At 60.7% G+C, this 19,227-nt stretch carries 15 protein-coding genes; 10 read left to right on the top strand and 5 right to left on the bottom strand.

What is annotated here, in order from left to right:
* The first annotated feature begins 17 nt into the window (after positions 1-17).
* Both secF and nrdR read left to right on the top strand, forming a co-directional pair.
* Positions 18-2,351: a protein translocase subunit SecF gene (gene secF, locus MTP38_RS06645; RefSeq protein ID WP_249233010.1), complete on the top strand. Its 2,334-nt coding sequence runs from the start codon at positions 18-20 to the stop codon at positions 2,349-2,351.
* 144 nt (positions 2,352-2,495) lie between these two features.
* Positions 2,496-2,957 (top strand): transcriptional regulator NrdR, encoded by a 462-nt coding sequence (nrdR, locus tag MTP38_RS06640; protein ID WP_227620804.1) that lies wholly within the window; start codon positions 2,496-2,498, stop codon positions 2,955-2,957.
* Positions 2,958-3,281: 324 nt separating this feature from the next.
* Here the strand turns inward: nrdR and MTP38_RS06635 are convergent, their stop codons facing one another.
* Together MTP38_RS06635 and MTP38_RS06630 are read right to left on the bottom strand one after the other, a co-directional pair.
* On the bottom strand, positions 3,282-3,650 hold the full coding sequence (locus tag MTP38_RS06635; RefSeq protein WP_227620805.1) for a DUF4363 family protein: 369 nt from the start codon (positions 3,648-3,650) through the stop codon (positions 3,282-3,284).
* Between the two features lie 10 nt (positions 3,651-3,660).
* Positions 3,661-4,353, bottom strand: coding sequence for a DUF421 domain-containing protein (locus tag MTP38_RS06630; protein ID WP_227620806.1), 693 nt, complete (start codon positions 4,351-4,353; stop codon positions 3,661-3,663).
* Between the two features lie 71 nt (positions 4,354-4,424).
* On the opposite strand from MTP38_RS06630, the gene MTP38_RS06625 reads away from it, so the two are divergent.
* Genes MTP38_RS06625 through MTP38_RS06615 form a run of 3 tightly spaced genes read left to right on the top strand, consistent with a single transcriptional unit; the run spans position 4,425 to position 7,690 of the window.
* Positions 4,425-5,870 carry a spore germination protein gene (locus tag MTP38_RS06625; RefSeq protein ID WP_249233009.1) on the top strand — a complete coding sequence of 482 codons (1,446 nt, stop codon included), beginning with the start codon at positions 4,425-4,427 and terminating at the stop codon, positions 5,868-5,870.
* Positions 5,871-6,722, top strand: coding sequence for a hypothetical protein (locus tag MTP38_RS06620; RefSeq protein WP_249233008.1), 852 nt, complete (start codon positions 5,871-5,873; stop codon positions 6,720-6,722).
* Positions 6,719-7,690 (top strand): hypothetical protein, encoded by a 972-nt coding sequence (locus MTP38_RS06615; RefSeq protein ID WP_249233007.1) that lies wholly within the window; start codon positions 6,719-6,721, stop codon positions 7,688-7,690. Before MTP38_RS06620 ends, MTP38_RS06615 begins: the two co-directional genes overlap by 4 nt.
* On the opposite strand, the gene MTP38_RS06610 is transcribed toward MTP38_RS06615, so the two are convergent.
* From MTP38_RS06610 to MTP38_RS06600, 3 genes are read right to left on the bottom strand one after another with little or no spacing between them, the layout of a single operon-like run.
* Positions 7,687-9,039, bottom strand: coding sequence for a sensor histidine kinase (locus MTP38_RS06610; protein WP_249233006.1), 1,353 nt, complete (start codon positions 9,037-9,039; stop codon positions 7,687-7,689). The two genes, MTP38_RS06615 and MTP38_RS06610, sit on opposite strands and share 4 nt — an antisense overlap.
* On the bottom strand, positions 9,036-9,725 hold the full coding sequence (locus MTP38_RS06605) for a response regulator transcription factor (RefSeq protein WP_249233005.1): 690 nt from the start codon (positions 9,723-9,725) through the stop codon (positions 9,036-9,038). The genes MTP38_RS06610 and MTP38_RS06605 overlap by 4 nt, the downstream gene beginning before the upstream one ends.
* Positions 9,722-11,521, bottom strand: a complete 1,800-nt coding sequence (locus MTP38_RS06600; protein WP_249233004.1) for a Na/Pi cotransporter family protein — start codon at positions 11,519-11,521, stop codon at positions 9,722-9,724. The genes MTP38_RS06605 and MTP38_RS06600 overlap by 4 nt, the downstream gene beginning before the upstream one ends.
* A 376-nt stretch (positions 11,522-11,897) precedes the next feature.
* Here MTP38_RS06600 and hprK point away from each other — a divergent pair, with 376 nt between their 5' ends.
* The 5 genes from hprK to MTP38_RS06575 all read left to right on the top strand — a co-directional run bounded on the left by hprK (position 11,898) and on the right by MTP38_RS06575 (position 19,181).
* Positions 11,898-12,833, top strand: a complete 936-nt coding sequence (gene hprK / locus MTP38_RS06595; protein WP_249233003.1) for an HPr(Ser) kinase/phosphatase — start codon at positions 11,898-11,900, stop codon at positions 12,831-12,833.
* A 63-nt stretch (positions 12,834-12,896) separates the two neighbouring features.
* Positions 12,897-13,835: a UDP-N-acetylmuramate dehydrogenase gene (gene murB, locus MTP38_RS06590; protein ID WP_249233002.1), complete on the top strand. Its 939-nt coding sequence runs from the start codon at positions 12,897-12,899 to the stop codon at positions 13,833-13,835.
* 19 nt (positions 13,836-13,854) lie between these two features.
* Positions 13,855-14,718, top strand: a complete 864-nt coding sequence (rapZ, locus tag MTP38_RS06585; RefSeq protein WP_227620815.1) for an RNase adapter RapZ — start codon at positions 13,855-13,857, stop codon at positions 14,716-14,718.
* A gap of 15 nt (positions 14,719-14,733) precedes the next feature.
* Positions 14,734-15,684, top strand: coding sequence for a DNA-binding protein WhiA (gene whiA, locus MTP38_RS06580; protein WP_249233001.1), 951 nt, complete (start codon positions 14,734-14,736; stop codon positions 15,682-15,684).
* Positions 15,681-19,181 (top strand): DNA polymerase III subunit alpha, encoded by a 3,501-nt coding sequence (locus tag MTP38_RS06575; RefSeq protein WP_249234648.1) that lies wholly within the window; start codon positions 15,681-15,683, stop codon positions 19,179-19,181. Before whiA ends, MTP38_RS06575 begins: the two co-directional genes overlap by 4 nt.
* Positions 19,182-19,227: the final 46 nt, after the last annotated feature.

The following is a 19,227-nucleotide window of genomic DNA, read 5'->3' as shown; positions in this document are numbered from 1 at the left end:
GAGGTTTCCCGATTCATATGAAAACGAAAGGCAAAGCATGGCAGCTTATCCTCACGGTGCTTGTGATCGCGGCGTTCGTCTATACGGCGTTCTTCGGTGTTGCGGTCAAGTACGGTGATGTGACCACCACCTACATCAAGGGAGCGAAGGACATCCGCTTCGGTGTGGACATCAAGGGCGGCGTCAACGTCACCTTCGTCCCCTCCGACGGCTACGACGCCACCGACGACCAGCTTGAGGCTGCTCAGCTGGTCATCGAGAACCGTCTGGTCGCCCTCAACGTGACCGACTATGAGCTGTATGTGGACAACAACTCCGACAGCCTCATCCTCGAGTTCCCGTGGCAGTCGGGCGAGACCGAGTTCGACCCCGAAGCCGCCATCGAGGAGATCGGCACCACCGCCTACCTGACCTTCCGGGAGGGGAGCAGCGCAGACGGTGCGCTGGTGCTTGACGGCTCGATGGTGGAGAGTGCTGCTGCCCAGTACGGCCCCGTCAACGGCAGCAGCTCCGAGTACTATGTGGCGCTGAAGTTTACTGACGAGGGTGCCAAGGCATTCGGCGACGCCACCACCCGTCTGTACCAGAACGGCGGCAGCATCAGCATCTGGCTGGACGACGAGAACGTCAGCACCGCCAGCGTCAACGCCGCCATCACCGACGGCTCTGCCATCATCACCAGCTCTGCGGCGAATCCCTTCACGCAGGAAGATGTCGTCAAAATGGCCCGCCAGATCAACTCCGGCTCTCTGCCCTTTGCGCTGAGCGTGGACAGCTACTCCACCATCAGCCCGAGTCTGGGCGAGAACAGCCTGAGCGCCATGGTGCTGGCCGGTGTCATCGCCTTTGCCCTCATCCTCGTGCTCATGACGGCCCTCTACCGTCTGCCCGGCTTCCTCGCCTGCATTGCGCTGGCCGGTCAGGTGGCGGCCACGCTGGCCTTCGTCTCCGGCTACTTCCCGGTGTTTGAGAGCTTCACCCTGACCCTGCCCGGCATCGCTGGCATCATCCTCGCCATCGGCATGGGCGTGGATGCCAACGTCATCACCGCCGAGCGCATCAAGGAGGAGCTGCGCAGCGGCAAGAGCCTCGACGGCGCGCTCAAGAGCGGCTTTGCCCGCGGCCTGACCCCCATTATCGACGGCAATGTGACCATCGTCATCGTTGCGGTCGTCCTGATGGGTGCCTTCGGCCCCTCGGACGGCTTCTTTGCCAAGGCCCTGCACTTCGTCTTCTTTGCTTTCGGCCCCTCGACCGCAGGCACCATCTACGCCTTCGGCTACACGCTGCTCACCGGCGTGCTGCTCAACTTCGTGTTTGGCATCTTTGCCACCCGTACCATGATCCGGGGCGCTGCTTCCATCAAGGCCCTGCGGAACCCCCGTCTCTACGGTGCGGATGCTCCCGGTAAGACTCCCACCGAGAAGAAGCAGGTCAACTTCGTTGGTCTGCGCAAGCGTTTCCTGACCTTCTCCGCCTGTCTGATGGCGGCGATCGTCCTCTGTGCGGTGGTGCTGGGCGTCCATCTGGACACCGAGTTCACCGGCGGTGCGATGATCACCCTGAGCTACGAGAACAGCTTTGAGATGTCTGCCGTCCAGAAGACGGCCTCCGAGGCGCTGGGCAGCAACGGCCTGACCCTGCAGACCGGCGAGAACGTCGCAACAGGGGAGCAGGCCCTGAAGATCTCGATGCCCGGCACCGAGACTGTCACCACCGACGAGGTGCAGACCCTGCTGGACTCTCTGAACGAGAGCTACCCTGACAACTCCTTCGCACAGCTCTCTCTGAGCAATGTCAGCGCCGCAATGGGCATGAAGTTCCTCCAGAAGAGTCTGGTGGCCGTGGTGTTCGCGCTGGTGCTCATCCTCGCCTACATCGCATACCGCTTCAAGAGGATCGGCGGCCTGACCGGCGGCATGATGGCCGTTCTGGCCCTGCTCAACGACCTGATGGTGGTGTTCGGCACCTTCGTGCTGCTGCGTGCCCCGCTGGATGGCAACTTCATTGCGGCGATGCTGACCATCCTCGGCTACTCCATCAACGATACCGTCGTCGTCTACGACCGCATCCGTGAGAATCGCAGCCTGCTGGGCAAGAAGGCCAGCTTCGAAGAGCTGGTCAATCACTCTGTCAACCAGTCGGCCCGCCGCACCATCATCACCACCGTCACCACTGTGATGGCGCTGGGCGTGATGTGCGTCGTCTCCAAGCTGTATGGTCTGGACAGCATCTTTACCTTTGCCTTCCCCCTGATGATGGGTATGCTCAGCGGCGTGTACACCTCGCTGTGCGTCTCCACCTCCGCTTGGGTGGCATGGAGCGAACGCAAGGGCGCAAAGAAAAACTGAGCCGCTGGACCCTGATGCAAATCTGTCCCGATTTTTTATCGCAATTTTCAAAAATAGTGCCTGTCAAAACGGCATCTTTGCGACATGCAGTTTGCGGATGTTGCCTGTGCATTAAAAACGCAAACTGCTATAGGAGGAACGACCATGAAATGCCCCTATTGCGGCGATGAGGAGTCCAAAGTCATTGATTCCCGCCCCACCGAAGACAGTGAGCGCATCCGCCGCCGCCGGGAGTGTCTGAACTGCCATATGCGGTTCACGACCTACGAGGTGGTGGAGACAGTGCCGCTCATCGTCATCAAGAAGGATAATTCCCGCGAGCCGTTCGACCGACAGAAGCTGCTGAACGCCATGCTTCGCGCCTGCGCCAAGCGCCCGGTGAGCTACGAAGCGCTGGAACGCGCCGTCAGCAGCATCGAGCAGACCCTGATGAGCACCTACGACCGCGAAGTGACCAGCGTGCGCATCGGTGAACTGACCATGCAGGAGCTGAAAAAGATCGACGAGGTGGCCTATGTCCGCTTTGCCTCGGTCTACCAGCAGTTCGCGGACGTCGAAAGCTTCTTCAATGAGCTGAAAAAGCTGATGGGCGACCGCAAGAAATAATCTGGCTCCAAAGCCATAAGCGCCTCATTCTCTGCCGCAGGGCAGGGGATGGGGCGCTTTTTTGTGCACGTTGTATCCGGACGGGAAGGGTCTTTGGGGAATTGCCGAAGATGCCCCATATAAAAATCTATATAGGGTGCAGATAGAGGGCGATGATTTCAGAACGAGGCATTTAATATGAAAAAATGAATGATGAACCGATTAAAATTGCGGCAACTCTCTGCATAAAATCCGGTTTATAGCTCTTATTTCTCGGCAGGCTGGGGCAAATAAATTTCAGATAACGAAGATTACACGAAATAAAAACGAGTCTCGGAGATTTAATTAAACGAATCTCCGGGAAAGCCATTCCAGAGTTTCCACCTGAACCTGTGCCCGGCGCAGTTCGCCGAGGGCTTCCTCGGGAGCATTCATCTCGAGGTGGCCGTCGGCGGCACGGAGAGCGCTCTCCAGTTCCGTGAAGTCCTGCGTGCGGAGAAGATGGTTCATCCCTTCCCGCATCTCGTCGCAAAGCTTTGCTCCCTCGGCCAGAGCCTGCCGTGCGGCAGGGAGATCCTCGTCCCGGAGGGCCTCCACGGCGTCGTCGATGTCATCCGAAATATCCTCGGCAAATTTCTGCACCCGCCAGCTGCTGTAGAAGGCGATGCTCAGCAGCACTGCCACGATGCACAGACACGCATAGATCCGTTTCATTCCGTACCTCTCACCGGGAGCTGCCCTTGCGGCGGCTCTCTTTTTTCAGCAGAAAATAATCCTCCGTCTCGTTGCCGACCAGAAGCAGGATCTCTTCCGGCAGCAGGGTGTTGGCCTGCGCGGTCCGCTCGAGCCAGCTTCTGTCCTTGCCGCACCATTGGAGGTTGTCCTCGAGGACTTGGCCGTCCAGCACGAAGGGGATGGTGGCGTGGCTGTGCTCGACCTTCAGCCGCAGGTCAGCGAGGGTGGCCGTCTCCTTTTCGGGGCGGAGCGCTGCCGAGAGACTGCCGTTCGTCTCGACCACGGCGTAGGAGACGTCCCGGGGGTCGAAGATATTCTTGCCCCGCAGGGCCTCCATCAGGTCGGCGGTGGTCAGCCGGAGGGTGCGCAGAGCATTCTGGTCGATCTGTCCATCCAGAATGACCGTCTTGGGGCGACCGGACATCAGATTGAAAAATTTCTGGCTGCGAAAGCTCAGCGCTGACCCCAGCAGCTCCAGAGCTGCAATGAGGAAGAGGGGGATGAGGCTGGCCGTCACCGGCACTTCCTCCGACTCGATGGAGATGGACGCCAGATTGGAGATGAGGATGGTGGACACCAGCTCTTCGGGCTGCAGCTCGCCCAGCTGACGCTTGCCCATCAGCCGCATGGCGAACAGGACGCAGAGGTAAATGAGCAGGGTGCGGAAAATCAGAAGCTTCACAGAAGGCCCTCCTTGTGGGTTGAATAAGCGACTCCGACGGGGGAATACTGGCAGGCAAAGGGGGATACCGTATGCTGCAGCTTTCCTCGTTGCTGGATGAGAATCTGGAGGCGCTCAACGCTAGGTTTGGCGCTTCGGCGGATTTTTATGCCAAGCGCATCGAGCTTTATCACTGCCCGGGGGCCATCGTGCTCTTCGACAACATGGCCAGCCTCGAAGCGCTCTGGGCGCTCCTGCTGGACGCTGCCACCCGTCATACGCCCGGCCTCGAGCCGGAGCGGCTGGCCCACAGCGGCGCACAGGTCTATGAACTTCTGATGCACCACTCCGGTCTGCCCGCCGAGAACAGTTCGGTCAAGGAGATGGAGGACCTCGTCCGCCGCCTGACCGCCGGCATGGCGGTGCTTTTGCTGGATGGGTGCAAAAAGGGCATCGTCTTCTCGGTACAGGGCCTCAAGTCCCGGTCGGTGGAAGAACCCTCCGGAGAAGGAAACCTGCGTGGCTCCCGGGAGGGCTTCGCCGACCTTCTGCGGGTCAATCTGAGCCTGCTGCGCCGCCTCATCCGCACCGACACCCTTGTGATGGAGACGGCACAGGCCGACTGTGCCATGAAGACCGAGTACGCCATCTGCTATTGCAGGGACAGAGCCAGCAGGCAGGCGGTGGCCCGGGTGCGCCGGACCCTCCAAGAGGCAAAGCCGGAGCTTTTGCTGGACTCCAGCTACTTCGTGCCGTGGCTTTTCCCGGCCAGATGTCGGCTGTTCGCTCCGGTGAGCTACACCGAGCGCCCGGCTTCCGCCGCGGCAAAGCTCTGTGAGGGGAAAATCGTTGTTTTAGTCAACGGCAGTCCCTCGGCGCTGGTGCTGCCCTCCCTCTTCTGCGAAAATTTCGACTGCCTCGACGACTACGCGACTACGGCGCTCTTTTCGTCCTTCCTGCGCATCCTGAAATATGGTTCGTTCTACCTCAGCATCTTCCTGCCGGGGGTCTTCGTCTGTCTCGCAGTCTACCTGCCCGAGCTTATCCCGCCTCAGCTGCTCTATAAAATCGAGGCGGCGGAAAAGGCCACGCCGCTTCCGCTGTTCGCGGAGATGCTGCTGGTCATTCTCCTGCTGGAGATCATCCGGGAGGCCGGGCTTCGGATGCCCCAGACGCTGGGCCACTCGGTGAGTCTTGTGGCGGCGCTTATCATCGGCGATGCCGCCGTCGGGGCCGGGCTGATGAGCACACCGGTCATCCTTGTGGCCAGCATCACGGCCATCTCCGTCTTCGTCACCCCTTCGCTGTACGAGCCTGCCACCCTGCTGCGGCTGGGTGTCACGCTGGCGGCGGGTCTGGCCGGGCCGGTGGGGCTGGTGTGCGCGGCTCTGGGGGTGCTGGCGGCGCTGACGTCCCTCTCCGCGATGGGGGTGCCCTACCTTTCGAGCGTTGTCTTTTCAGGGGATGGTATCATCCGCCGCAACTACCGGGCGCTGTCCCGCCGCCCATTCGCCATCTGGAAAAGGAGGGGGTCTTAAATGCAGCAGAGAGAGGGGTTTTCAGCCCGGACGCTGGCCCTCAGCACTGCGGCAGCAGAGCTGGGCCGCGTCATCCTCAGGGCAGGGCAGAGCGGCTCTGTCCGCGCCGCCCTGCTGGGGAATGTGCTGGCGGCAGCGGCGTTGATACTCCTTGCGGTGTTCGTTTCCTGGAATGCCGCCCGACTGCGCCGTCCGGGCTTTGTCGGTAACTGCTGCTGCGCCGCCTTCCTGTTCTGGTATCTCTGGGAGCTTGTCCGCACGGCGGCTATGATCCAGCAGATCTGCTGGGAACAGTTCTCGTCGATGGCCTTTTTCGGCCTGCTGCCGCTGCTCCTCTGGGCTGGATGGAGCTTCGGCTGTGAGCTGTATGACCGGATGGCCGCTGTCCTCGGGGCATTCGTGGTGCTGGGGAGCTTATTCTGCCTGCTGGGGCTGGCAGGTCAGCTGGAATGGCAGAATCTCGTGATGGGCGAGGCAGGCAGGTCGTTCGCATTACCAGATGCGTTTTTTTACCCCGAATATTTCTCGTTTCCACTTCTTTGTATGGGCGAAAATACTTCGAAAAACAGTCAAAAATCAGCGCTGTGGCTTCCGCTCATCCCTGCAATCATTTCTTCCGGCTATACGCTGGGGCTGGCGCTTTTGTTTGGTGCGCCGCAGGACTATCCGGGCTATGAGCTTCTGCGGGCGTGGAGCTTCGGGGGCATCTCCCGCTTCGATGCCGCATTCCTGCTCCTCTGGCTGGCGGCGGCGGTCTTTCGTCTCTGTTTTCTTGTCCGCACAGCGCGGCTGCTCTGTGAGCGGCTTGCCGGGCGGCCCTCAGGCACAGCTGGCGCGGAGGCTGCACGATGAGCCGCCGGAAAGGGCTGCGGCTTCTGGCCGCAGGCGTGCTGACCGTCTGGCTCTGCCTTTTTCTCCACTGGGACAATACCGAGAAAAGCATGATCCGCACCCTTCTCGTCGAAACGAAGGACGACAGCTGGACGGTGGGCCTGCTGTACCAGTTCCCGGAGGCCTCCGCCGATTCCTCCGAGGCCGAAGCCGCCATCCGCCTCTGCGTGGGCCGCGGCCCACAGCTTTCCGCTGCCATCGCTGCCGCCGAAAAAGCCCTGCCTCAACGGGCGGACTGGCGGCTCTGCGAATATCTTTTTGTCGAGCAGGACTCGGTGCGGCGTGCGCTGCCTGTCTGTGAGGAGCTGTTCCTGCATCAGCCCTGCGGGAGGCTGGCGTCCCGGATGTTCGGGGCGGGCTTTTCGGTGGAGACGCTGGAAGAGCGGGCCGGGGCGTCGGATGTCCTGCCCGAAAATCTCCTGCAATGCGTCAAAAATTCCGCGCCTTCCGCGCCCCGGCTGTATGAGCAGGGCGGCGGCTTCGTCCTGCCCATCGTGGAGCTGGAAGAGGAGGGGGCACACTGCAGGCCCGAGGCTCTCGTCGTGACCCCAGAGCAGACTGCTCAGCTGACCGAAGCACAGACCGAGATGGCACTGTTATTGCAGGGCAGGAGCCGGACGACTGCCGGGGAGCACCGCTTTATGCTGAGCGCGGGAACGCTCCGCCTGCACCGGGCCTTCTGCGGCGTGGAGCGGGAAGGGGAGGGATTTCTTCTCCGGGTGAATGCTCTCGCCCGAGGTGAGCTGCCCCCGGACGCGGAGAAGGAGCTGAAAACACTCTGCGAGGATACCATCCGCCGCTGCTGGGCGCTGGGGCTGGATGTTTCCGGCCTCGGGGCCTATCAGGCCCTGCGGGACGGAGATCTTGGCCTCACAACAAAAAACGTCTGCCCGGAGATCCGGGCAGACGTAAGGCTTATGCAGTTTTAAGAATTTACAGACTCAAAGATAACGGTGATGGTCGTTCCCTCGTTCACGGCGCTATCCAGTTTGATGCGGGCGTTATGGATGCGGGCAATGTGCTTGACGATGGCCAGACCCAGACCGGTGCCGCCGGTGGCCTTGCTGCGGCTCTTGTCCACCCGGTAGAAGCGCTCAAAGACGCTGGCCTGCGCCTCCTTCGGGATGCCGATGCCATTGTCCTTCACGGTCAGAGTGCAGTGACCGTCCCGGGTGCAGGCCGTGATGATCTGGACCTTGCCGCCGGGACGGTTGTAGCGGATGGCGTTGTCGCAGAGGTTCTGGCACAGCTCATCCAGCAGGCTCCGGCTGCCCGTCACGGGGGCGCTCTCGCCGAGGTAGGTCAGGGAGATGTAAGAGCGGCGGGCGTTGACCTTCTGGCGCTCCACACACTCTCGGGCCACATCCAGAAGATCGACCGTCTCCATGGTGGGGGAAGCCCCCGTCTCGCTGACGTTGTCGAGGTTCGAGAGCTGGAGAATATCGTTGACCAGCTGGATCATCCGGCTGGCCTCTACATGGATCTTGTGGGCAAAATCCGGGGTGTCCTCGGACTTAGCGATCCCGGTCTCGATCAGCTCGGCATAGCCGGAAATGCTGGTCAGGGGCGTCTTCAGCTCATGGCTGACGTTGGCCGTGAACTCCTGCCGCATCTTCTCGTTGTTTTCCCGCAGCATCCGGTCGGAATGGATGCTCTCCGCAAAGGGGATCAGCTCTTTGTAGGGAACATTCTCCTGAATGTGGTCAAGGTCGTCGGTCATCTTCAGCACGGGCTGAACGAGGCTCTTAGTCAGCAGCCCAGCGATGATGGCGGCGGCACCCATCATCAGAAAGCAGCTCAGAACGATGGCGGGCAGGGCAGCATCATAGATGGACCAGATGGTCTCGGAGTCCTGCGCCACACGGAGGATGTCCCCGTCGGGCAGCAGCATGGCGTAATAATAAGTCTCATAGCCCATCGTCTGGGAGTCGCGGCAGTCACGGCCGACGCCGCTTTTCATGGCCTGCTGGATCTCAGGGCGGCGCAGATGGTTCTCCATCGGCTGGTCCGTCGCAGACTCGAAGAGCACGCTGCCGTCCGACGCGATAAGGGTGATGCGCAGCGAGCCGTCCACATAAGCCTTCAACTGGCTTGGGTCATCCACCTGTGTGCACCCGGCGGCCACGAGATCGGCCTCCCGCTCGAGGGCTGTCCACGCCTGCGCACGGAAAGCCTTGTGGAACACAAAAATGCAGAGTGCAGCGGTGCACAGCAGGCCGGCAAAGCCCATCAGAAACAGCAGATAACTTATTTTTTCTTCCATGCTGCGTGGTTTCATTGCTCAAGCTCCTCCTCACTGTCGGTCAGCTTGTAACCGACCTTCCGCACCGTGCAGATGTACTTTCCGGCATCGCCCAGCTTCTTGCGCAGGGTGCGGATGTGCATATCCACAGTCCGGCTCTCCACCGAGATGTCGGTGCCCCACACCACCTGCAGGATGGTCTCGCGAGTGACGACGAGATTCGTATTTTCCAGCAGCAGCCGGAGCAGGCTGTACTCTTTGTAGGTCAGCTCTACCGGCGTGCCGCTGACGGTGACGCTGTGGCGGGCGTTGTCGAGAAGGATCTCCCGGAAGCTGTAGACGTTGGGCCGTGCCTCCGGCTCAGCCCGGCGGAGTGCTGCACGCACCCGGCTCAGGAACTCCATGATGCCGAAGGGCTTGGTGATGTAGTCATCTGCGCCGCAGTCAAGGCCGCGCACCGTGTCCAGCTCGCTGGACTTGGCCGTTATCATGATGATGGGCAGACGCCGCAGGGAGGGGGCGGCGCGCAGCTTTTTCAGGATGGAGAAGCCATCCTCGCCGGGCAGCATCACATCCAGAATGACCAGCTCCGGCGGCGTGGTGCGGACGGCCTGCCAGAACGGCTCCGAGGACTCAAAGCCCACGGCCTCGTAGCCGTTGGACTGCAATGCATATTGTTCCAATTCACGGATGGCTGCATCGTCTTCTACGATATAGATCATGCCTGTTTATCCTCCGTTTCATCCGGAGCAGCTTCATTGGGGAAGAGGTAGCGCTCGCGGTAGCGGTTCAGACGGCGCTGGAACTGCTCGCTCTCCTTGGTGGAAGCGTGGCCGCTGCGCAGGTCGTTGAGGTAGGCGTGGGTGTCGAAGCTGTCCTGCGCTACCTCGATCTGGGCGACGGCCACGTTGCTGCAGTGGTCGCAGACGCGCTCGTAATTGGTCAGCAGATCCTCCAGCACGAAGCCGTACTCGATGGAGCAGCTGCCGGCCTGCAGACGGGCGACATGACGCGCCTTGATGGCGCGCACCAGCTCGTCCACGACGGTCTCCATAGGCTCCACCTTGCTGGCCAGATGCAGGTCGTCCTTGCGGAAGGCGTCGGTGGTGCGGTTCAGCACATCCTGCACGGCATCCTCAAGCACCTGCAGCTCTTCGCGGGCGTCGGCGGAGAAGTTGATCTCTTTGGCGTGCATCTCCTGTGCAGATTCCAGAAGGTTCACGGAATGGTCACTGATGCGCTCGAAATCGCTGATGGTGTGGAGCAGGGTGTTCACGCTCTGACTGTCTGCATGGTTCAGCTCACGGCTGGAGAGCTTGACCAGATAGGTGCCGAGTGCGTCCTCGTACTGGTCCACCTTGCTCTCCTCGTCCCGGACCTTCTGGGCCAGCGTGTCGTCCCATGTATGGGTCAGGCTCATGGCCTGCATGACGCCCACACGGGCCAGCTCGGCCATATCGGCGGTGGCAGAACGGGCGCGGGCCACCGCCACAGCGGGGGTGTTCAGCAGACGATCGTCCAGCAGGGCAAAGCTCTCTTTCTGGGCGTCGTCGGGGATGGTGAGGATGGCCAGCCGTTCCAGAACATTCGCAAAGGGGAGCAGGATGAGGGTGGCTGCGATGTTGAAGGCAGAGTGCACGACGGCAATGCCCCATGCGGCGATGGTCTCATTCACAAAGTCGAAGTGCACCACAGCGTTCAAGCCGTAGAAACCGGCCAGAAAGACCATGACGCCGATGATATTGAAGTAGAGATGGACCATGGCGGCGCGGCGGGCGTTCTTGTTCGCGCCCACAGAGGAGAGCAGCGCCGTCACACAGGTGCCGATGTTCTGGCCCATGATGATGGGGATGGCGCTGCCGTAGGTGATGACACCGGTGGCGCTCAGGGCCTGCAGGATGCCGACGCTGGCACTGGAGCTCTGGATGATGCCAGTGACCAGTGCACCCACCAGAACGCCGAGGATGGGGTTGGAGAAGCGGACGAAGAGGTTGGTGAACCATGCCTCGCCCTGCAGCGGCTCGACGGCATTGGACATGGTGGTCATGCCGGTCATCAGGATGGCAAAGCCGATGAGGATGGTGCCGACGCCCTTTTTCTTCTCGCTCTTGCCCATATAGAGCAGGATGCCGATGAAGGCGAGGAGCGGGCTGAAGGAGGTGGGCTTGAGCATCTGGATCCAGATGCTGTCGCCCTGCAGGCCGGAGAGGCTCAGCAGCCAGCTGGTGACGGTGGTACCCACATTGCTGCCCATGATGATGCCGATGGCCTGATGCAGCTCCATGATGCCGCTGTTGACGAAGCCGACCACCATGACAGTGGTGGCGCTGGAGCTTTGGATGATGGCGGTCACGCCGAGACCGAGGAAGAAGCCCTTGATGGGATTGTCGGTCAGCTTGCTTAAAATTTTCTGTAAGTGTCCGCCGGCCTGTTTTTCAAGGGCTTTGCCCATGATGTCCATGCCGAACAGGAACAAAGCCAGACCGCCCAGCAGAGAAAAGACATTGAATAGAGTCATGTTTTTACTCCTCACTTGTTGAAGCTTACGTTTACACATCGGCATCGACGGCGAGGACGGTACACGGATATGTCCTAACTTTTTACATGACCTTGCACCGCATTTCACCGGTCGTATCCCTGATTATGAGTATACGGGTTGAATGTAAAATCGGAAACCGGCGAAATGTAAAAGCCATGTAAAATGTAAAGAAAAAGTAAACTCTACCCCTGTCTCCTATTATAAAGGTTTGGCCCTCGGATGCAAGCCCTGAGACAAAACCAGAAAAGATTCCTGCAAGAATTGTTGTTTTTGCCGTCCATCTTGATTATAATATAAGGAAGGATACGCTGTGCCGCCGTCTTGGGGCACACAGAGGATGCAGGAGGAAAAACGAATGGGGAATTTCGCTGTTTCGCTCAAGCGGCTGGTCGAGAAGGTCAGCCTTGAGGTCACTTATGCGCCGTGCGAGCTGGACAAGATCAGCGTCGAGATCGCTGAAGTCAACCGCCCGGGTCTGTTTCTGACCGGCTACTATGACTACTTCGACAAGCTGCGCTTGCAGATCATGGGCCTCGCGGAAATGAACTTTCTGGCCGGGCTTGCCCCCGAAAAGCGCCGCGAGCGCCTCGACCAGCTGTTCCGCCAGCAGCCGCCAGCCGTCATCGTCTGCCGCAGCGAGGAGTTGGAGCCTTTTCCGGAGATGCTGGAGCTGGCGCAGCAGCACAAAGTGGCGCTGCTGCGCTCCAACGAGATGACCTGCACCCTGATGGGCAGCCTCATCAGCGTGCTGAACCTTGAGCTTGCGCCCCGCATCACCCGCCATGGCGTGCTGGTGGAGGTCTACGGCGAGGGCATCCTGATCCTGGGCGACAGCGGCATCGGCAAGAGCGAGCTGGCCATCGAGCTGGTCAAGCGCGGCCACCGCCTCGTCGCCGACGACGCCGTGGAGCTGCGCAAGCTCTCCAACCGCCAGATCATGGGCACTGCGCCGGAGAACATCCGCCACTTCATCGAGCTGCGCGGCATCGGCATCGTCAACGTGGCCCGCGTGTTCGGCGTGGGCGCGGTCAAGGTGAGCGAGAGCCTCGACCTCGTCGTCCAGCTGGAAGCGTGGGACCCCACCAAGAACTATCAGCGCACCGGTCTGGAGAGCGAGTACTACGACATTCTGGGGGTCAACATCCCCAGCACCATCATCCCGGTTTCTCCGGGACGCAACCTTGCCGTCGTGCTGGAAACGGCGGCCATTAACAACCGTCAGAAGAAGATGGGCTACAACGCGGCAAAAGAGCTGCTCATCCGTCTGGGCCTGAACGACACCATGGACTGAGCGCAGGCATTGCACACCGCCCGGTGCTCACCAAAAACGTCTGATTTCCAAAGAGGAGTACGAATGGAACGATTGAAAGAGGCTTTGTCCGCTGCGGGCATTGCATACAAGGAGAATGAGCCGCTCTGTGCCCACTGCACCTTCCGCATCGGCGGCCCGGCAGACCTGTTCGTCCTGCCGGAAAACGAGGAGCAGCTCTGTGCCGCCATCCGGATGGCAAAAGAAGCAGGGGTCAGGAGCTATCTGCTGGGCAACGGCAGCAACATCCTGTTCGAGGATGCGGGCTACCGCGGGGCTGTCATCAACGTGTCGGCCATGAAGAGCGGCATCGGCGTTATCGAAAATATCAGTTTCCCGGGGAAAGACCCGGCTCTTACTTACGATGCGGTCGTCGTGGGGGCCGGTCAGATGCTCTCGTCCCTCTGTATGGCGGCGCTGGAAAACAGCCTCACCGGACTCGAGTTTGCCTACGGCATCCCCGGCACGGTGGGCGGTGCGGTCTACATGAACGCCGGTGCCTACGGCGGCGAGATGAAGGATGTGCTGGCCTCGGTGCGGTATCTGACCGGGGAGGGGGAGATCGTCGAAGCCCCGGCGGAGCAGCTCGACCTCCGCTACCGTCACAGCATCTTTGAAGAAAACGGCGGCTGCATCCTCTCGGCAAAGTTCTATCTCGCCAGAGGCAGTGCCTCTGACATCCGGGCCAAGATGGACGACCTGATGGCCCGCCGACGGGACAAGCAGCCCCTCGACAAACCGAGCGCCGGCAGCACTTTCAAGCGGCCGGTGGGCGCGTTTGCGGCGGCCCTCATCGACCAGTGCGGGCTGCGGGGCTATCGCCACGGCGGCGCAGCGGTCAGCGAGAAGCACTGCGGCTTCGTGGTCAATCTGGGCGGGGCGACCTGCGCAGATGTGCTGGCGCTCTGCGACGAGGTGCGCGCCATCGTAAAGGAAAAAACCGGCTACGACCTCGAAAAAGAGATCCGTGTGGTCGCAGCCTGAACAGAAAGAGGACAAGAAGATGAAGCTATTGATCGTCAGCGGCCTTTCGGGCGCTGGAAAATCCGTCGCCATGAATGCGCTGGAGGACATCGGCTTTTTCTGCATCGATAACATCCCGTCGGCGCTGCTGCCCAGCATCACGGCCTTCTCGAAAGCGGGCGACAACCAGCTCAAGCGGGTGGCCCTCTGCATGGACGTCCGCGGCTGCCGCACGCCGGAGGAGATCGAGCACGCGCTGGACCAGATGGACGAGCAGGGGGTAGAGTATGAGATCCTTTTCCTCGACGCGCCGGACGAGGTGCTGATGCGCCGCTACAGCGAGACGCGCCGCCGCCACCCCATCAGCATCGCCGAGGGCCTCTCCACGCGGGAGGCTTTCCGGAAGGAGCGTGCTATCCTGCAACCCCTCAAGGAGCGGGCCGATTATACCATCAATACCGGCCTGCTCTCCACCTCCCAGAACAAAGAGCGGATCTGCGACCTGTTCAACCCGAACGGCGGGGCCAAGAACGCCATGCGCCTGACGGTCATGTCCTTCGGCTTCAAGTTCGGCGTCCCGCCGGAGGCCGACCTCGTGCTGGATGTCCGCTGCCTGCCCAACCCTTTCTACGTTCCGGAGCTGAAGCACAAGACGGGACTCGATCAGGAAGTCGTCGATTTCGTCATGGGCCATCCGGAGGCGCAGGAGCTGCTGAAACGCTATGAGTCGTTTCTGGAATACGCTCTTCCGCTCTACGTCAAGGAGGGCAAGAGCCAGCTCACCATCGCGGTGGGCTGCACCGGCGGCAAGCACCGCTCCATCACGTTTGCGCGGAAGATCGCGGAATACTGCGACGCGCTGGGCTATCGGCCCGGCGTCCAGCACCGCGACGCCGTCCGCTGAAAGGATCACCATATCATGAGTTTTGCATCCCAAGCGAGGGAGGAGATCGCCCGCCGCAGCTTACAGAAGGACTGCTGCGTCCGTGCCGCTGCCTACGGCATCGCCTGCTTTGCCAAGTATTTTGACGCCAGCGGGCTGGTGCTTCAGACGGAGCAGGAGCTGACCACGCAGGTGGCCGCGCAGCTGTTTGCACGCTGCGGTGTGCAGGGCGAGATCGTCCGGAAGGAGCGCCCCAGCGGGGTGGTGTATGAGTTCAGCATCCGCGCACCGGAGCAGGTGGCGCGGATGCACGAGCTTTTCGGCACCACCGGCACCGAGACGAGCCTGCAGATCGACCCCGGGCTCATCCGCTGCCAGACCTGCGTCAGCGCCTACATCGGGGCGGCTTTTTTGTGCAGCGGCACCGTCACCGACCCCCAGAAGGAGTACAGCATCGAGTTCCTCACCAGCCGCACGAACCTTGCCCGCGACTTCGAGGCGCTGCTGGCGGAGCATGAATTTGCGCCCCACCGCACCCGCCGCAACGGCGTGAACCTCGTTTACGTCAAGAGCTGCGACAATGTGGAGCGCATCCTTTCCTTTATGGGGGCGGCGGATGCCTCGACCCGGCTCAGCGCCCAGAAGGCCGTCAAGCAGGTGCGCAACCAGATCAACCGACACACCAACTGCGACACTGCAAACCTCAGCAAGACGGCCCGCGCCAACGCCCAGACCCTCAAGGCCATCCGCTTTCTGGACGAACAGGGGGCGCTGGAAACGCTGCCGGAGGCGCTGCAGCAGGCGGCGGCCCGGAGGCTGAAATATCCCGACCTGTCGCTGGCGGCGCTCTGTGCCAGCTTCGACCCGCCCATGAGCAAATCGGGTCTTTCCCACCGGATGAAAAAGCTGGAAGCTCTGGCCGACGCACTGCGCCAGCGGCTTGCAGAACAGAGCAGCAAAACGGACACAGAGGAGGTGCGGGCATGAGCGAAGGCAGCCGCGCGGGGAGAGACTTCGTCCATCTCCACATCCATACCGAATACAGCCTTCTGGACGGTGCCTGCCGCATCGACCAGCTCATGGACCGTGTCAAGGAGTGCGGCCAGAACGCCGTCGCCATCACCGACCACGGCGTCATGTACGGCTGCGTCCAGTTCTACAAAGCGGCCCAGAAGGCAGGCATCAAGCCCATCATCGGCTGCGAGGTCTATGTGGCCACCCGCACCCGCTTCGATAAGGTAAATAAGATCGACGGCAACAACCATCTCATTCTCCTGTGCAAGAATGAGATGGGCTACAAAAACCTCATCAAGATGGTATCTGCGGCCTTTGTGGAAGGTTTTTACTCCAAGCCCCGTGTGGACAAGCAGCTCCTCGAACAGTACCACGAGGGCCTCATCTGCCTGTCGGCCTGCCTTGCGGGTGAGATCCCGCAGGCCATTCTGGCCGGAGATTATGAGAGGGCCAAGTCCACGGCGCTGTGGTATCAGGACCTGTTTGGCAAGGGAAACTATTACATCGAGCTGCAGGACCACGGCCTCGAGGAGGATAACATCGTCCTGCCCCAGCTCATCAAGCTGGCCCGGGAGACCGGCATCCCGATGGCCGCCACCAACGACGCCCACTATCTGCGGAGGGATGATGCCAAGATGCAGAGCATCCTGCTCTGCATCCAGACCGGAAAGACCATTCAGGACGCCGACCGGATGGAGTTCCAGACCGATGAGTTCTACGTCAAAACCACCGATGAGATGTATGATCTGTTCGCAATGGTGCCGGAGGCCTGCGCCAACACCCAGAAGATCGCAGACGAGTGTAAGTTTGACTTTGATTTCGGTCACACCAAGATCCCCTATTACAAAGCCCCGAACGGGATGGACAATCAGGCATTCTTCGAGAAGCTCTGCTGGGACGGCCTCGAGCGCCGCTACGGCCCCGATGCTCCGCAGTCCAACAAGGACCGGCTGACCTACGAGATCGGCGTCGTCAAGTCGATGGGCTACACCAACTACTACCTCATCGTCTGGGACTACATCAACTACGCCAAAAGTCAGGGCATCCCGGTCGGCCCGGGACGTGGCTCGGGTGCGGGCAGCATCGCGGCCTACTGCGTGGGCATCACTGACATCGACCCCATCCGCTACAACCTCATCTTCGAGCGTTTCCTGAATCCTGAGCGCGTCAGTATGCCCGATTTCGACGTTGATTTCTGCTACGAGCGCCGTCAGGAGGTCATCGACTACGTCAACCGGAAGTATGGCGCGGACCATGTGGCCCAGATCGTCACCTTCGGTACGATGGCGGCCCGCAACGCCATCCGCGACGTGGGCCGCGTGATGGGACTGCCTTACCAGAGCGTGGATGTCGTGGCAAAGCAGGTGCCCATGGAGCTGAAAATGACGCTGAAACGCGCATTGGAAGTCTCGCCGGAGCTGAAGCGGATGTACGACAGCGACCCGCAGGTCACAGAGCTGATCGATACCGCCCTGAAGGTGGAGGGAATGCCCCGCCACGCCTCTACACACGCGGCTGGCGTCGTCATTACACCGGAGCCGACGGACTACTATCTGCCGCTGGCCACCAACGACGGCCTGCCCGTTACCCAGTTCAACATGACCGAGATCGAAGAGCTGGGTCTGCTGAAGATGGACTTCCTTGGCCTGCGCACCCTGACGGTCATCCGGGACGCCGAGCTGGCCGTCCAGAAAAAAGACCCCTCCTTCTCCATCCGGAAGCTGGATTACGACGATGCGGCGACGTATAAGATGCTGGGACAGGGTGAGACGGAGGGCGTGTTCCAGCTTGAATCCTCGGGCATGAAGCAGGTGCTGGTGGGTCTGCAGCCGCAGAACCTTGAAGATGTCATCGCTCTCATCAGTCTTTACCGCCCCGGCCCGATGGACTCCATCCCCACCTATCTGCGCAACCGCCACGAGCCGGACAAGATCAGCTATAAGACACCCCAGCTGGCGCACATCCTCGACGTGACCAATGGATGTATCGTCTATCAGGAGCAGGTCATGCAGATCTTCCGCGAACTGGCGGGCTTCTCCTTCGGACAGGCTGACAATGTCCGCCGCGCCATGAGCAAAAAGAAGCACGCCGTGATGGAGGCAGAGCGGGAGCATTTTGTCCATGGCTGTACCGAGCCGGGCCACGAGTGCCCGGGCTGCGTCGCCAACGGCATCTCCGAAAAAGTCGCCAATGAGATCTACGATGAGATGTCGAGCTTTGCTTCCTACGCATTCAACAAGAGCCATGCGGCCTGTTATGCCTACGTCGCATTCCAGACGGCCTACCTCAAGTGTCATTACCCCAGCGAGTTTATGGCCGCATTGCTCACCAGCGTGCTGGACAATACCGACAAAGTCATTGAGTATTCGGGTGAGTGCGCCCGCCTTGGCATCAAGGTGCTTCCGCCGGACGTGAACATCTCGAACGGCGGATTCACGGCGGATGACGGCAAGATCCGCTTCGGCCTGAACGCCGTCAAGAATGTGGGTCGCAACCTCATCGAGCGGGTCGTGGAGGAGCGGAAGGAAAAGCCCTACGCAAGCCTCTACGATTTCTGCAAGCGGATGCACGGCACCGAGCTGAACCGCCGGGCCGTGGAGTGCCTCATCAAGGCGGGTGCGTTCGACGGCATGGGCATCAACCGCCACAGCCTTGTGGAGGCCGTGGACGGCATCATCAAGAGCGTGGAGAGCGACTCCCGCCGCAACCTCGAAGGGCAGCTCGACCTGTTCTCGGTGATGAGCGGCGAAGCGGAAGCTGCTGATGACAGCTACGAGATCAAGCCGTTCCCGGAGTACAGCCACACCGAGCTGCTTCAGCAGGAAAAAGAGGTCAGCGGACTCTATCTGTCTGGTCATCCGCTGGATGCCTACCGGGAGCAGTCGGCCCGCTTTGCCTCCAACAGCATCAAGGAGCTTACCGGCGAGGATGCCCATAGGCTGGACGGCGATCACGTCCGTATCGTGTGTACCATCGTCAAAAACCGGATGATGACCACCAAATCCAACACCATGATGGCCTTTACCAGCGTGGAAGATCTGACCGGCACGATGGAGATCATCGTCTTCCCGCGGGTTCTGGATACCTTCCGTGACGCGCTCAAAGAGAACGCCGTCGTGGTCATCGAAGGCCGTCTCTCGGTGCGGGAGGATGAGCCGTCCAAGCTGATGGCGGAGAGCATCCTGCCCATCGAGGGCTATGACCCCAAGCGTCCGCAGGCCAACCGCCCGAACCTCATGCGGGATGCTGCCCAAAGGCTCTATATCCGTCTGCCGTCCCGCAGCTGCCCGGAGTACGCGAAGGTCATCAATCTTCTTGAGATATTCGATGGCGATATGCCAGTCATTTTCTATCTCGAGGACGTCAGGCAGAAGCTTGCCGCACCCCGGAGGCTGTATGCTTCGGGCCACCCGCTGCTGTTTCAGGAGCTGAAGCGCCTGCTTGGCGAGCACAATGTTGCAACAAAATGACATTTCTGTGCACCAATCTTTACAAGCACGCTGTTTCCAAATGGCT

It is taken from the genome of Faecalibacterium sp. I3-3-89 (assembly GCF_023347275.1).
GTDB classification, from domain to species: Bacteria; Bacillota; Clostridia; order Oscillospirales; family Ruminococcaceae; genus Faecalibacterium; species Faecalibacterium butyricigenerans.
The sequence above is the reverse complement of the archived record's forward strand: the minus strand, read 5'-3'. Positions and strand labels throughout refer to the sequence as shown.